The sequence below is a fragment of the Shinella sp. 20P9.1.1 genome, from assembly GCF_057798995.1.
The window spans coordinates 132,029-146,433 of sequence record NZ_JBYOLC010000012.1; the positions used below are offsets into that span (position 1 = coordinate 132,029).

16 protein-coding genes are annotated in these 14,405 nt (G+C 64.4%); 14 read left to right on the top strand and 2 right to left on the bottom strand.

Annotated features, from left to right (window positions below; translation table 11 throughout):
• Positions 1-38 precede the first annotated feature (38 nt).
• The 12 genes from AC27VQ_RS20270 to AC27VQ_RS20325 all read left to right on the top strand — a co-directional run bounded on the left by AC27VQ_RS20270 (position 39) and on the right by AC27VQ_RS20325 (position 10,664).
• Positions 39-2,369, top strand: coding sequence for a putative monovalent cation/H+ antiporter subunit A (locus AC27VQ_RS20270; RefSeq protein ID WP_488717706.1), 2,331 nt, complete (start codon positions 39-41; stop codon positions 2,367-2,369).
• The gene (locus tag AC27VQ_RS20275) at positions 2,366-2,785 is read left to right on the top strand and encodes a Na(+)/H(+) antiporter subunit B (RefSeq protein ID WP_488717707.1); all 420 of its coding nucleotides are present in this window, start codon (positions 2,366-2,368) and stop codon (positions 2,783-2,785) included. The genes AC27VQ_RS20270 and AC27VQ_RS20275 overlap by 4 nt, the downstream gene beginning before the upstream one ends.
• Positions 2,785-3,162, top strand: coding sequence for a Na+/H+ antiporter subunit C (locus AC27VQ_RS20280; protein ID WP_421592930.1), 378 nt, complete (start codon positions 2,785-2,787; stop codon positions 3,160-3,162). Before AC27VQ_RS20275 ends, AC27VQ_RS20280 begins: the two co-directional genes overlap by 1 nt.
• A 17-nt stretch (positions 3,163-3,179) precedes the next feature.
• A complete protein-coding gene (locus tag AC27VQ_RS20285) occupies positions 3,180-4,721 on the top strand; it encodes a Na+/H+ antiporter subunit D (RefSeq protein WP_488717708.1) in 1,542 nt (513 codons plus the stop codon).
• A gap of 1 nt (position 4,722) precedes the next feature.
• Positions 4,723-5,196, top strand: a complete 474-nt coding sequence (locus AC27VQ_RS20290) for a Na+/H+ antiporter subunit E (RefSeq protein ID WP_421592932.1) — start codon at positions 4,723-4,725, stop codon at positions 5,194-5,196.
• Positions 5,196-5,558 carry a cation:proton antiporter gene (locus AC27VQ_RS20295; protein WP_488717709.1) on the top strand — a complete coding sequence of 121 codons (363 nt, stop codon included), beginning with the start codon at positions 5,196-5,198 and terminating at the stop codon, positions 5,556-5,558. Before AC27VQ_RS20290 ends, AC27VQ_RS20295 begins: the two co-directional genes overlap by 1 nt.
• Positions 5,558-5,914, top strand: a complete 357-nt coding sequence (gene mnhG, locus AC27VQ_RS20300) for a monovalent cation/H(+) antiporter subunit G (RefSeq protein ID WP_488717710.1) — start codon at positions 5,558-5,560, stop codon at positions 5,912-5,914. Before AC27VQ_RS20295 ends, mnhG begins: the two co-directional genes overlap by 1 nt.
• A gap of 422 nt (positions 5,915-6,336) precedes the next feature.
• The gene (locus AC27VQ_RS20305; protein ID WP_313531748.1) at positions 6,337-6,771 is read left to right on the top strand and encodes a Ros/MucR family transcriptional regulator; all 435 of its coding nucleotides are present in this window, start codon (positions 6,337-6,339) and stop codon (positions 6,769-6,771) included.
• Between the two features lie 458 nt (positions 6,772-7,229).
• On the top strand, positions 7,230-7,508 hold the full coding sequence (locus AC27VQ_RS20310) for a helix-turn-helix domain-containing protein (protein WP_488717761.1): 279 nt from the start codon (positions 7,230-7,232) through the stop codon (positions 7,506-7,508).
• Positions 7,501-8,289, top strand: a complete 789-nt coding sequence (locus AC27VQ_RS20315; protein ID WP_488717711.1) for a DUF6456 domain-containing protein — start codon at positions 7,501-7,503, stop codon at positions 8,287-8,289. Before AC27VQ_RS20310 ends, AC27VQ_RS20315 begins: the two co-directional genes overlap by 8 nt.
• A 154-nt stretch (positions 8,290-8,443) precedes the next feature.
• Positions 8,444-9,580, top strand: coding sequence for a cache domain-containing protein (locus AC27VQ_RS20320; protein ID WP_488717712.1), 1,137 nt, complete (start codon positions 8,444-8,446; stop codon positions 9,578-9,580).
• Position 9,581: 1 nt separating this feature from the next.
• The gene (locus tag AC27VQ_RS20325; RefSeq protein WP_488717713.1) at positions 9,582-10,664 is read left to right on the top strand and encodes a hypothetical protein; all 1,083 of its coding nucleotides are present in this window, start codon (positions 9,582-9,584) and stop codon (positions 10,662-10,664) included.
• On the opposite strand, the gene AC27VQ_RS20330 is transcribed toward AC27VQ_RS20325, so the two are convergent.
• Entirely contained in the window at positions 10,661-11,080 is a 420-nt protein-coding gene (locus AC27VQ_RS20330) for a SufE family protein (RefSeq protein WP_488717714.1), read from the bottom strand. The two genes, AC27VQ_RS20325 and AC27VQ_RS20330, sit on opposite strands and share 4 nt — an antisense overlap.
• 133 nt (positions 11,081-11,213) lie before the next feature.
• Positions 11,214-11,639, bottom strand: a complete 426-nt coding sequence (locus AC27VQ_RS20335) for a DUF5330 domain-containing protein (RefSeq protein WP_421592939.1) — start codon at positions 11,637-11,639, stop codon at positions 11,214-11,216.
• Between the two features lie 504 nt (positions 11,640-12,143).
• On the opposite strand from AC27VQ_RS20335, the gene AC27VQ_RS20340 reads away from it, so the two are divergent.
• The gene (locus AC27VQ_RS20340; RefSeq protein WP_488717762.1) at positions 12,144-13,670 is read left to right on the top strand and encodes a sensor histidine kinase; all 1,527 of its coding nucleotides are present in this window, start codon (positions 12,144-12,146) and stop codon (positions 13,668-13,670) included.
• Positions 13,642-14,373 (top strand): peptidoglycan-binding domain-containing protein, encoded by a 732-nt coding sequence (locus AC27VQ_RS20345; protein WP_488717715.1) that lies wholly within the window; start codon positions 13,642-13,644, stop codon positions 14,371-14,373. The genes AC27VQ_RS20340 and AC27VQ_RS20345 overlap by 29 nt, the downstream gene beginning before the upstream one ends.
• Positions 14,374-14,405: the final 32 nt, after the last annotated feature.

Here is a 14,405-nt window from a genome sequence, read left to right on the forward strand (position 1 = left end):
ACCAATGACGGGCGAAGCCTGCACATGAGGGGAGGGGCATGACAGCGGACACGATGGGCCTGACCTTCCTCGCCTTCTGCCTGCCGTTTCTCGGCGCGCTGATCGCACCCGCGTTGACGCGGCTCCTCGGCCATCGTGCCGCCTGGCCGCTGGCGCTCGTCCCCTTCGCCGTCTTCCTGCATTTCCTCGGCTTCAACGCAAAAATCGCAGCCGGCGAGGTCGTCACCGGCGGTTATGTCTGGGTTCCCTCGTACAATGTCAGCTTCTCCTGGCTGATCGACGGCCTGTCGCTCGCCTTCCTGCTGCTGATTTCCGGCATCGGCACGCTGATCGTGCTCTATGCCGGCGGCTATCTGAAGGGGCATGTCCATCAGGGACGGTTCTTCTCCTTCATCCTGATGTTCATGGGCTCGATGCTCGGCCTCGTCGCGTCCGACAGCTTCTTGATGCTCTTTGTCTTCTGGGAGCTCACCTCGATCACCTCCTTCCTGCTGATCGGCTTCGACCATGCGCGCGAGGCCTCGCGCCGCGCAGCCCTTCAGGCGTTGATCGTCACGGGCGGCGGCGGGCTCTTTCTTCTGGCGGGCCTGCTGCTGCTGTGGGACGTCACCGATGTCACGCAGTTCTCGCTTTTGATGTCCTTCGGCCCCGAACTGCGCACCAGCCCCTATTATCTCGCGATCCTCTTCCTCGTGCTCGGCGGCGCCTTCACCAAGTCGGCGCAGTTTCCGTTCCATTTCTGGCTGCCGAACGCCATGGAGGCGCCGACCCCGGTCTCGGCCTATCTGCATTCGGCGACGATGGTGAAGGCCGGCGTCTATCTGTTGATGCGGCTGAACCCGGTAATGGGCGCAACGCCCGCCTGGGAAACCATCCTGCCGGCTGTCGGCGGGCTGACGCTGCTTGTCGGCGCCGTGCTCGCCATCCGCCAGACAGATCTCAAGCTGATGCTGGCCTATACGACGGTTGCGTCGCTCGGCCTGCTCGTCATGCTGACGGGCTTCGGCTCGGAGCATGCGCTGGCCGCCGCAGCACTTTATCTCGTCGCCCATTCGCTGTTCAAAGGCGCGCTCTTCATGGTCGCCGGCCTGATCGACCACGAGACGGGCACGCGCGACGTCACGAAACTCGGCGGCCTCAGGCGCGCTATGCCCGTCACCTTTCTCGCCGCTCTTCTCGCCGCCTTCTCGATGGGCGGCCTGCCTCCGTTTTTCGGCTTCCTCGCCAAGGAGGAGGTCTATGCCGCCTTGGCCGGCGGAAACCTGCGGCAGATCGCCTTCACGGCCGCCGCCGTCATCGGCAACGGCCTGATGTTTGCGGTGGCCTTCGCCGTGGCGCTGAAACCCTTCCTCGGCGCGCCGGTGGAGACGCCGAAGCATGCGCATGAAGGTCCGGCACTGCTGTGGATCGGCCCGATGCTGCTGGCGGTCAAGGGCCTCGTCATCGGCCTGTTCTCCGCCGTCACCCATGCCCTGCTGATATCGCCGCTCGCCTCTGCCATGTCGGGCGCGCCGCAGACCATTACGATTTCCGCCATGCCGCATCTTAGCCTCGCCTTCGGCCTGTCGCTTGTGACGGTCGCCTTCGGCATCGGCGTCTTGCTGATGCTGGACCGCGCGCGGCAGGCGGCGAACCGGCTGATCGAGGATATCGGCTGGGGGCCGGATCGCGGTTTCGACCAGGCGATGACCGGGCTCGTGCGCGCCGCCGCCGCCATTAGTCGGCTCCTCCAGCCGGGCCGCATCGAAATCTACATGACCGCCACCTTCGCGGTGATCGCGCTGGCGCTGCTGGTGCCGCCGGTGGTCTATGGCGAATGGCCCCGCCTGCCGGTCTGGCCGGCCGGCATGCTGTTGCATGAACTGGCGGTGATGCTGCTCGCCGTGCTGGGTATCGGCGCGGTGCTGACCGCAAGCAACCGCCTGACGGCCATCGTCGCGCTCGGCATCCAGGGGTTCTGCGTCGCCCTGCTCTTCCTGCTGTTCGGCGCGCCGGATCTCGCCTTCACCCAGTTCATGATCGAGACGCTGTCCGTCGTCATCCTCGCTCTGGTCATGACACGCCTGGAACTCACGCCGCGCGACCACCGGCCGCTCCGGGAAAAGATCCCCGATGCGGTGATCGCCATCGCCTGCGGCCTCGGCTTCGCGCTCTATCTCCTGAAGGTCACGCAGGGTCGCTTCGATACCGCGCTGACGGATTTCTTCAATCTCTATTCGAAGACCATCGCGCATGGCGCCAATGTGGTGAACGTCATCATCGTCGATTTCCGCGGCACCGACACGCTCGGCGAAATCGCCGTGGTGATGGTCACGGGTCTCGCGATCCTCTCGATTATCCGCATCCGCAAGGGGAGGGCCGGCGCATGAACACCCTCATCTTCCGCACCGTCGCGCCCTTCCTCACCGCCTTGATGGCGCTGTTTTCCATCTTCGTGCTGCTGCGCGGCCATAACGAGCCGGGCGGCGGCTTCATCGGCGGGCTGATTGCCGTGTCGGCGCTCGCGATCTTCGGCATTGCCAATGGCATTGCGGCGGTGCGCCGGGCGCTGTGGTTCCACCCGATGGCGATTTCGGCCTTCGGGCTGTTCATCGCCTGCATCGCCGGCTTGCTTTCGGCGGCCTTCGGCGTGCCGTTCATGACGGGGTTGTGGATTTACCCCGTCGTACTCGGCGTCGAGATCCCGCTGTCGTCCGTGATGCTGTTCGATACCGGCGTCTATCTCGTCGTGGTCGGCGCGATCACCTCGATTGCGCTGGCGCTGGAAGCGGGGGACGACGTCTGATGGAATTTCCCTTCGTCCTCTTGATCGGCCTGTTCTTCGCCGCTGCCGTCTATCTGATGCTGTCGAAATTCCTGGTGCGCGTGCTGCTCGGCGTTGTGCTGCTCGGCAACGGCGTGAACCTTCTGCTCTTCACCAATGGCCGCATCCTGCGCGAGGTGCCGCCGATCATTCCCGCGGGACATGACGTGCCGGCGACGCTGACGGCCAATCCGCTGCCGCAGGCGCTGATCCTCACGGCCATCGTCATTTCCTTCTCCTTCTTCGCCTTCCTGCTGGTGCTGGTCTACCGTGCCTATCAGGACCTCGGCACCGACAATGGCAACGAGATGCGCCTGGCGGAGCCGGAGAACGATCCCCTTCCGCCGACCGGCTACTGACAGGAACCGCCCCGCCAATGGCCGCAAATCCCGCCGATCTTTCCGCAGCCCTCGTCCTGACGCCGCTTCCCGCCGCCGACTGGCTGGTCGTGCTGCCGCCCGCCTGGTGCATCCTTGCGGGCGCGGTGCTGCTGATGCTGCGCAAGTCGCTCCGCCTTCAGGCGCTGATCGCCATTCCCTCGCTTGCCGTGCTCGTGGTGGTCGATGCGCTGCTGCTTGCCCATGTCGCGGCAAACGGCCCGGTGACGATGGTGATGGGCCGCTGGCTGCCGCCCTTCGGCATCGCCTTCACGGCGGATTTGACGGGCGTGCTCTTTGCGCTGGCCGGCGCGGTCGTCGCCTTTGCCGGCAGCGTGCATGCGCTGGCCGATATCGATGCGAGCGGCCGGCGCTACGGCTTCTATCCGTTCCTGCTGCTGTTGATGGCCGGCGTCTCCGGCGCGTTCCTGACGGGCGACATCTTCAACCTCTATGTCTGGTTCGAGGTGCTGCTGATCTCGTCCTTCGGCCTGATCACGCTGGGCTCCGAGCCGCGCCAGATCGACGGCGCGATCAAATATGCCTTCCTCAACCTCATCGCGACGACGCTCTTCCTCGTCACGACCGGTTATCTCTACGGCCTGTTCGGCACGCTCAACATGGCCGATATCGCGGTGAAGGCGGCGGCGGGGCGTGCCGAACTGCCGCTGATGACGCTGGCCACGCTGTATTTCCTGGCTTTTGGCATGAAGGCGGCGGCGTTTCCGGTGAATTTCTGGTTGCCGGCCTCCTATCACACGCCGCGTGTCGTCGTGTCGGCGCTGTTTGCCGGCCTGCTCACCAAGGTCGGGATCTATGCGCTCCTGCGCACGCTGGTCATGCTGTTTCCCGTCGAACGGGAGGAACTGAGCTTCCTCATCGTGCTCGTCGGCGTCGCCACCATGCTCTTCGGGGCGCTGGGCGCGCTCGGCCAGAGCGATATCCGCCGGTTACTCGGCTATGTCGTCATTTCCGGCATCGGCGTGATGCTGGCCGGCTTGTCGCTCGGCAGTCCCGGCGGCATCGGCGGGGCGATCTTCTATGCGCTGCATTCCATGGTGGTGATGACCGCGCTCTATATGGCGGCGGGACTGGCCGGCCGGCTTGCCGGTTCCTTCGATCTCCATTCCCTCGGCGGGCTCTATGGCCGCTCGGCACTGTTTTCCGCCCTGTCGCTGGTGCTGTTCTTTGCCGCCGCCGGCCTGCCGCCGTTTTCCGGCTTCTGGCCGAAGGTCATGGTGGCGAAGGCGGCAATCGACATCGGCGCCTGGTGGCTGGCGGCGGCGGTGCTCGCCACCGGCTTCCTCACCACAATCGCGCTCGGCCGCGTCTTCGCGCTCGCCTATTGGCGCCCCGCGCCGGCGGCGCTGCCGGCACAAAACATTCCCGCCGGCGCGCTTTTGCCGCTTGCCCTGCTGACCGCTTTGACGGTCGGCTTCGGCCTCTTTCCGGAGCGGCTGATGGCGCTCGTCCAGCATGCCGCGCAGGGGCTTGCCGATCCCAGCGCCTATATCGGTTCCGTTTTTCCGGGGGTGAAGTGATATGCGTCCCGCCGTCATCATCGCCGTCTTCACGCTGGTCTGGCTTGCTGTCTCCGGCAGCTTCACCATCCCGAACCTGTTGCTCGGGATTGCCGCGAGCGCGCTGTCGCTCCTGCTCATCCGGGGCCATATCCAGCCGGACGGCCGGCGCTTCCGGCCGTTGAAGGCGCTGTCGCTGCTCGTTCTCTTCTTCAAGGAGCTGGCGCTTTCGGCCTGGAAGGTCGCGGTGCTGGTGGCAAGTCCGAAGATGAACCTGAAACCCGGCATCTTCGCCTTTCCGCTGACGGTCGACCGGGATTTCGAGATCACGCTGCTCGCCAATCTCATCACCCTGACGCCGGGCACGCTCTCCGTCGATGTCTCCGACGATCGCAAGCTGCTTTACGTGCATGCTCTCGACTGCTCCGATCCGGCCGGCACGCGGCGCGACATCGCCAATGGTTTCGAGAAGAAGATTCTGGAGGCCTTCCGCTGATGGCTGCTGACACGATCATTTCCGGCGCCTGCGCCATCGCGCTCTTCCTGATGTGCGCCGCCTTTTTCCTCACCGCCTGGCGCGTCATCAAGGGGCCGACCCTGCCGGACCGCATCGTCGCGCTCGACATGCTCACCGCCATCGCCATCGGCTTCATCGCCGTGATCGCGATCAAAACGGGCTTCAATCTCTATATCGACATCGCCATCGCGCTCGGCCTCGTCGGCTTCCTCGCCACGGTCGCCTTTGCCCGCTTCGTGATGCATCGCGGCATGCAGGCGGGCGAGGAGGGCGCGCCGGACGACGCACCGGCCGGCAACAGGACGCGGCGCAGCGGCGGCCATGCAAGGAGGCTGCACTGATGCTGGATCTTCTCTTCGCGCTCGTCGTTGCTGTCATGCTCGTCGCGGGCGGTGCCTTCACCTTCCTGGCCGCGCTCGGCATCGTGCGCCTGCCGGATGTCTATACCCGCATGCATGCGGCCTCGAAGGCCGGCACGGTCGGTTCGGGGCTCATGCTGCTGGCGGCCGGCATGCATGCTCTCGATGTGGCGATTTTCACCCGCGCGCTGGCCGGTTTCGTCTTCTTTGTGCTGACGGCCCCGGTGGCGGCGCATCTTGTCGCAAAGGCCGCGCATGCGGCCGGTTATCGTCTGACGCGCCTGACCGTGATGGATGAATTGCGCGAGCCGCGCGAACGGGCGGCCAAGAAGCGTTGAAAATTCGTTGAGGCCTACCCTTAAAATTTACAGTATCCCGTGTTTTCCAGTGGATTGTTTCCTTACTTGAAGCTCTCAAGTTTCTTTCCCAAAATATTTCTGGACTTTGATTTGCGGAATGGTATTTCAAGTAAAGTAAAGCATTCGGGTTGATTTAGCTTGTATGCGGATTTCCTGTTTAAGTTGAGTTGGTGGCGTATTCGCGCTCATCCGGTATATAAGCCGGTTCCGACATAACTGGTGCGGAGGCCGCAATACCAAAAAGTTATATTGACGCAAAATGTCCGTATTTCGTGGCGAAGCGTGTCTATAGACATTGATCTGGCCGCTCGATCTCCCGGAATGGTTGCTTTGCGCGAAATTCAATGCCCCCGGCCGATGGAGAGAGACATCGGCTTCCTTTCGTCCGACAGGAGAAACACATGACTGAAACAAATCTTGGCACCAGCTCCAATCTGCTTGTGGAGCTGACGGCCGATATCGTTGCCGCCTATGTCGGCAACCATGTCGTGCCGGTTGCCGAACTCCCGGGCCTGATCGCCGACGTGCATGCCGCGCTGAACAACACGACGCAGCCTTCGGCCGTCGTCGAAGCGCCCGTCGTCGCCGAAAAGCCGAAGCCGCCGGTTCCGGTCAAAAAGTCGGTTCAGAACGACTACATCATCTGCCTGGAAGACGGCCAGAAGTTCAAGTCGCTGAAGCGCCACCTGATGACCCACTACGGCATGACGCCGGAAGAATACCGCGAGAAGTGGGATCTGCCGGCAGACTATCCGATGGTCGCCCCGGCCTATGCCGAAGCTCGCTCGCGTCTCGCCAAGGAAATGGGCCTCGGCCAGCGCCGCAAGGGCAAATAAGCCTTCAAGGCTGGACAAGAATTGATGAAGGCCGGAGCGGTGACGCTCCGGCCTTTTGCTTTTGAGCGTGGTTGTCGCGGGTGCGGCCCGATTCGGCGCTCCTGGCTGGCAACAATCCGACGTGGTTTTCGCAATAAGGAATATAAGCCTACAAAGAGGATGCCGACGGCAAAATTTTAAACGTATTCAATGAATGGTTGCGGATTGGTGCTTCATTCATCCTCGCTTGTCCTCTAGGGTGTATGAATAAATTCCTATCAACGGAGCGGCCAGTCATGCATCAGTTCATCGTATCCCAGAGGCGGGCATCCCGAAACACCCGGCCGGCGGCGCTGGAAACAAAGGGAGAGGAGGCCGGGAGGGAGGGGCATGGGGTGCGACGGGTCATCGCCGGCCTGGATACGCCCACCGTGCCGTCGGGCACCGCCTGCCGTATCGTGCGCCAGCTCGTGCTCGAAATGACGGCGATGGCGAGCGAGCGGCCGCTCTGGCGCCGTGACAGCCGCCGCTCCACCTGCCATGTCCGCCAGATCTCCATGTATGTCTGCCATGTCGTGTTGCAGCTCTCCCTGTCGGATATCGGCGTGGCCTTCGGGCGGGACCGCACAACGGTCGGCCATGCCTGCAATGTCGTGGAGGACCGGCGCGACGATGCCGCCTTCGACGCCTTCGTTTCGGCGATCGAGCGCGTCGTGCTCTCGGTCTTCGGCCCGGCGGGGATCGGCAGCCATGGTTGAGGCAAAGAAGGATGCCGCGCTGGCAAAGGTTTTGCGCTTTTTGCTGACGGTCGGGTATGCGTCGTTCGACGGGGAGGGGTTTCTGGCCGCGAACGGCCGGAAGGAGGCGGCGTCCCGCGCGGTGCTCGAGGAGGCCGTGCGGCTCGGCCTCGTCACCCCCGTTGGCGACCGGTTGCGGGCGACGCCGGAGGCGAAGTCCCATCTCAGGCGCCGGCTGTGCGAGGCCGAAACGCCCTTCGCCGCCCAGCATCGTGATCTGGCGCCGGTCGTGGTGCTGCGCGAGGGAGGCCGGGAGACGGCGACGGCCAACCGGCTGGAATCGCCGCTGGCCGCGCTCGCCCGGCTGAAGGAGAAGACCGGGGAGGCCTGGCTGCCGCAGGATGCCCTTGCCGCCGGCGAGCGGCTCCATGCCGATTTCACGCGCGGCGGCCTGCAGCCGAAGATGACCATGTCCTGGGAGCCGCGCATCGCCACCCGCCAGAAGGGCGAGGCGGGTGCGGCGCGCGAACTGACGGACACCGCACTGGCCGCCCGCCTGCGCGTTGCCCGAGCCATCGCGGCAATCGGGCCGGAACTGTCCGGGGTTGCGCTCGATGTCTGCTGTTTCCTCAAGGGGCTGGAGACGGTGGAACGCGAGCGGCAATGGCCCGCCCGCTCGGCAAAGCTCATGCTGCGCGCCGCCCTGATGGCGCTTGCCCGCCACTATGCGCCGCCTGCGCCGCCGCCGCGCCGGACGCATGCCTGGGGTGGCGAGGGATATCGGCCGGACCTGCCGCGCTGACACTGCCCCATCGTGAAGGCTCCGGCCAAAACGGGGTCTTCACTCCGGATCGATGATCAAAAATGGTCGTCGAAAATCCTGCTATCCCCAGTTTAGAAAATGCTGTTAACTCCGCGTCAACCATTTCAGCTTTCTCAATTATTGCAGGCCGTTCATGACCTTCCGGCGCAGCGCTCCCGTTGCTCTCATCCTGGCTGTCGTCATCGTCGTGGCCGCCGCCGCGCTGGTGACCAGCCGCCTGTTTTCCGGCATGACCGATGCCGTCGAAAGCAACCAGTTCCAGACCATGCAGGCGATCGTCGAAACGGCGATCCGCGATTCGGAAAACAAGGCTTTGGCGCGCGCCGAGCTGATCGCCGAACTGCCGACCGTGCGCCGGCTCTTCGCCGCCGGCGACCGGGCGGGGCTGAATGCGGAACTCTCGGCGATGTTCGCCGGCCAGAAGGCGCGCCACGGCGTCGACCAGGCGCAGTTCCACACGGCCGACGCCATCTCGTTCCTGCGCCTGCACGATCCCGCGAAATTCGGCGATGATCTGACCCACACCCGCCCGCTTGTGGTTGCCGCCAACAAGGAGCGGGTGCCGATGAAGGGGGCCGCCGTCGCGCGCAACGGGCCGGGCATTTTCGGTGTTTCGCCGGTGCTGGACCCGGCCGGAAAACATATCGGCACCTTCGAATTCGGTATCGACTACGGCAGCGTGCTCGCCAATCTCAAGACCGCCTATGGTCTCGATCTCGCGCTGTTCATCGATGAAAGCATCCTCAGGGACTATGGGCAGGGCATCGATCCCGAGCGCATGGGCGAGCAGAACCGCGTCGGCAAATATATCCGCATCGAGGCGACCAATGCGCAGCTGATGGCCGAGCTTGCCGGCCCCGGCGATATCGCCGTCGTCAACGAGCCGTCGCATTATGTGCGCGAGGCCCAGGGGCTTGCCCGCGGCGTCGTGCTTTTGCCGGTCAACAGCGGGTCGGGCACGCCGCTCGGCGTCATTGCCGCGACGCAGGATTTCAGCGCCTCGCGCGCCGCCGTCAGCCGGTTGCTGATCTGGCAGGGGGTCGTCACCCTCGTCGCCATCGTGCTGCTCGCCGCCTTCATCCTCATCGTGCTGCGCGGCTTCCTGCTGCGGCCCTTGGCGGTGCTCGGCGATCGCTTCGAGGCGGTGAGCCACGGTGGGAAGCTGGCACCGATCGAAGGAGCGGAAAGCTTCCCCGCGGAAATGCAGCCGATGGTCCAGCTCTACGACCGTATCCGAAGCCGCCGCGCCGAGCCGGAAAAGGCGCTGTGACATGGGGATTTTCCGTTTCACGGCCGCCGGCCTCGCGGCACTGATCGCGCTCCTCGCCGCCTTCTGCACCCCGGCGCTGGCCAACCCCACCCTGCCACGCGACAAGGGCCTGCCGATTGCCGTGCAGGCGGCCGCGACCATATTGTCGATCGAGAGTTTCGACGAGAATGCGGGGAAATTCCGCGCCACGGTGGACCTGCGCCTGCGCTGGTCCGATTCGCGTCTGGCGAGCGGCCAGGACGGCAGCGGCACGCCGGAAACGCTGCGCGGCAGTGCAGCCGAGGCGCGCATGAAGGAGATCTGGACCCCGCCGGTGCGCATCGCCAACCAGGTCGGCGCGGCTGAGCGCTCAGAATACGGGCTGAAGATCTACCCGACCGGCCAGGCGGAACTGCTGCATCGGGTGACGGCCGATTTCACCGTCGACGTCAATGTCGAGCGCTTCCCCTTCGACCGTCAGAAACTCGCTGTCGAGATATCAGCCTACGGGCTGACGACGGCGGAGATGATCCTGCGTTTCGACCAGTCCGACATCGATTTCAGCCGTCCCTCGGCCCATGCGGAACTCGGCGGCTGGACCATCGGGTTGATCGACCTGAAGAGCGCGCCGCAGCCGGGCTGGTACAACGGCACCCATGCGCGCGTCGTCGCCTCACTGGATGTCCAACGGAAGCTCGGCCTCGTCGTCGCCTCGATCTTCATTCCGCTGCTTGCGTCGCTGCTCATTCCGCAGCTGGCGATTTGGCTCAACACCATGGAGGACGGCGTCTTCCAGGTGGATACCTATGAGATGGTCAACATCATCATCGGCGGCCTCTTCGCCATTATCGCGCTGAATTTCACGGTCTACAGCAGCTATACGGTGCTGTCGGTGGGCGACAACACGGTGAACCGGCTGTTTGCGCTCAACTATATCGGGCTCGCCTCTGCGCTCTTCGTGAACGTCGTCTTCTCGCGCTTCAATGTGGTAGCGCGGCTGTTCGGCCCCTATGTACAGGAGCAGGCCTATATCGCGATCATGTGGGCGATCCCGACGCTGATCTTCGTGCTGGCAATATCTTTCCTGTTCGCTGCCTATGTCTAGGCGGCGACCTTGATGGCGGCTTCCTCGCGGATGCGCTTGATCATCGAGCGCAGGCCGTTGGCGCGCTGCGAGGAGAGGTGCTCGACGAGGCCGATCGTGTTGAATGTTTCGATAGCGTCGAGCGCCGCGATCTCGGAGGCGCGCTTGCCGGAATAGATGGCGAGCACGATGGCGACGAGGCCGCGCACGATATGGGCGTCCGAATCGCCCTCGAAGGTCATGACGGGATCCGCACCTTCGCCGGTATGGCTGACGAGCCAGACCTGGCTGGCGCAGCCCTGCACCTTGTTGGCCGCCGTGCGCTTGTCTTCGGCGAGATCGGGCAGCGCCTTGCCGAGTTCGATGACGAAGCGGTAGCGGTCCTCCCATTCTTCCAGGAAGGCGAAGTCGTCGATGATCTCTTGCAGCGTGGCCATGGCGGGTCTCTCGAAGTTTGCCCTGATATAGGCGAGACCGGCACAAAAAGAAACGCCGTAGGGACAGGGTCCATACGGCGGTTGCAGGGCAACGAGTCAGGCAGGCAGTAAACTTTGAAACTTGGATCCGGCGTCAGCCTTTGTGGTCGGGGCGGCGGGTCGGGATGGCGATGGTGCCGGTGATGACCTCGGCGTCGGCATCGACATTGGCCGCCATCTTCGGCAGCGGCTGGTCGAGGGCTTCGCCTTCCGCCGGCTCGGCCTTGGCGACGGCGTCGTCTTCGGCAAACTGGGTATCGAGGAACTTGTAGGCGATATGCGCGCCTTCCCGTGCCCGGTGGCCGAGCGCCACGAAGGTTTCAGTCCCCTTCTGGCAGACGTCAGGCTTTTCCAGGCACATGGCCGTCACATAATTGAGCGCTTCGGTGGCGGCGCTGAACGTATCGCCGAGCTCGACGCTCGGCCCCTTTTCCAGTTTCGCGGACGAGGCCGGATCCAGGAAGGGCAGCAGCACCAGCACAAGTGAGAACCAGAACGTTCCCTTGATCAGAAACCACATCGCTTGCCATCCTCATTATACGCCTTGGCTCTTGGCGGCCTTCGGCTTGATTGGTCCTTGGCGAACCGTTGATGCGAGAATAGGGGCCGGAAGGAAATTCCCCTTTGCAGGAATCAGTCAGGTTTTGCCCAGTTTTAAGTAAAATTCGAACGATCGGCAGCTTTACCGGCATTTGAGGCAGATTTTAGCGATCCCCGTTAAGGATGAAGGCGGCCCCTCTGACCCCGAGGTGCCGGAATGCCGGGAGGCGGCTTTCGCGACCCTTGCCCCAGAAGTTAATACGAACAGAAAAATGCCGCAAAATGAGGCGCTTACGCCCCGTTAACCACGCCGGACGAATGGCCGTTGGATTGCCCCGAAATGGGACTTTTGGGGCTTTTTGCCCCCCTTTCAGACCCCTGCCGTTTATCCTTTCCTAAGTCGCCGGTGCGATTTTGGGCTCACAGAAAAGAACATGAACGACAGGGTTTTGCGTTGCGCCAATTGACCATCATCGCTGACAGAATGGCCGCCCGCCTGGGCGCCGTTGCTGGCGTTGCTGGCGTCGGCGCCGACGCGCGCCCGTCCGCTTCCCTTCGCGCGACGACGCTCGCGTTGATCGCCGCCGTTCCCGGCCTGCCGCTCGCCCTTTCCGCTGTTATGCCCGCCTCCGCCGCCCTGCCGGCCGGTGTCGCGCTCGCCGGCGCCGGTGCGCTTCTGGCCGCCGCCGTATCCTCCGTGCGCGCGCCGAAGCTCTCGCCGGTCAAGAGTTTTGCCGATGAGCTGGCCGCAACGGCGCCGCCCGCAATCTCTCCTTATGATCTCTTCGCAGGCCTCGTGACGCTGCATGATGCGCGCGGTTTCGTCACCGCCGTGCATGGCCGCGACCGCGCCGACATGCTCGCCTGGATGCGCGACCCGATGGGCCGCGGCTATCTCGACCAGATCCATGTTTCCGACCGCATCGGCTTCGTCGCGGCGATCGATCGCCTGCGACAGGGCGGCGCGCGCGAGACCGTCGATATCCGCATCGACCGGCCGCGCCTTGAGGCCCATGCCGAGCAGTTCATGCATATGCGCGTGGAAATGACGGCGATGACGGCGGCCGATGGTTCGCTTGCCGCCGTCGTTGCCCAGTCGCGCGATATGTCCGAAGAGGCGCTGCTGCGCAGCGAGACGGCCCGCAAGGCCGCCGAAGCCGAATCGGCCAACGACGCCAAGACGCGCTTCCTGGCGGCCGTCAGCCATGAACTGCGCACGCCGCTCAACGCCATTCTCGGCTTCTCGGATATCCTCACGGGCGAATATTTCGGCAAGCTGGAGAACGATCGCCAGCGCGAATATGTGGCGCTGATCCACCAGTCGGGCTCGCACCTGCTGTCGGTGGTCAACACCATGCTGGACGTTTCGAAGATCGAGGCCGGCCGCTACGAGCTGCTGACGGAACCCTTCGCGGTGGCCGACAGCATGCGCGCCTGCGAGCAGATGCTCGGTCTTCAGGCCCGCGACAAGGGCATCAAGCTGACGAGCCGCGTGCCGCGCGCCATCGGCGAGGTGGTGGCCGACCAGCGGGCGATCCAGCAGATCCTGATCAACCTCGTCGGCAACGCCATCAAGTTCACCGACCGCGGCGGCATCGTCACCATGGATGCGGCGCGCGAGGGGCGCGACCTGCTGCTCACCGTCAGCGATACCGGCATCGGCATTCCCGCCGACAAGCTGGCGTTGATCGGCCAGCCCTTCATGCAGGTGCAGAACGAATATACCCGCAAGTATGAGGGCACCGGCCTCGGCCTGTCGCTGGTCAAGGGTCTCGTCGCGCTGCATGGCGGTTCGTTCGTGATCCAGAGCAAGCCGGGTGAGGGCACCGTCATCACCATCCGCGTTCCCGCCGATGGCGCTGGCATCGCGCGCGAAAACGATCTCGCCGCCGCCGGCGCATCCACCGTGGATTTCCCGCCGCGCCTTGCGCCTGATATGGAGACCGTTTACCAGCCTTCGCTCGATGGCAAGGACAGAAAAGATGAACGCGCACGTCAGAAAACAGCCTGACCGGCGGCCGCAGGGCCAGGCCCGCAAGGGCCGTTCCAGCGCGCGCGCGCCCGCACCGCCGCCGCGCCGGCCGAACATCGTCATCACCGGGCTGGTTGCGCTCGGCGGGCTTGCCGCGCGCAATCCCACCCTGATCGGCGGCACCTGCGCCTTCATCGTCGTCTTCTCCTTCGTCGCGGCCAATGCGCTGTGGTATCAGCCGGGCGGCCATCCCTCGCCCTTCCTGAAGACCCGCTCGGCCGACAATTCCCTCGGCTTCACCGCCACCAATCCCGAGCCGCACGACGTGACGACCTTCGTCATCGAGCGCCAGGAGGAGGGCGAGGAACTGCCTGAAATCACCGACGTGACGCCCGGCGAGCGCCCGTTCGACGAGGTGGCGAAGGTCATCGAGCAGAAGCCGGCGACGACGGCCAAGCCCGTCGCCGAGGAAGAATCCGACCCCGTTGCCGCCGCGATCCTGCGGGCCGAGGCCGATCCGGCGGTCACCTCCGCCGTGGCCAAACCCGCGCCGAGCGACATGGTGATGAAGATCCAGAAGGGGCTGAGCAACATCGCCTATACGGATATCGCCGTCGACGGCCTGATCGGCGAGAAGACCCGCGTGGCGATCCGCCATTTCGAAAAGCACTATCGCCTGCCGGTGACGGGGGAGCCCAACCAGCAAGTTCTCGCCAAGCTCAAGGACATCGGCGCGCTGTAACGCCGGCAAGACACCCCAGACCTCGCGATTGC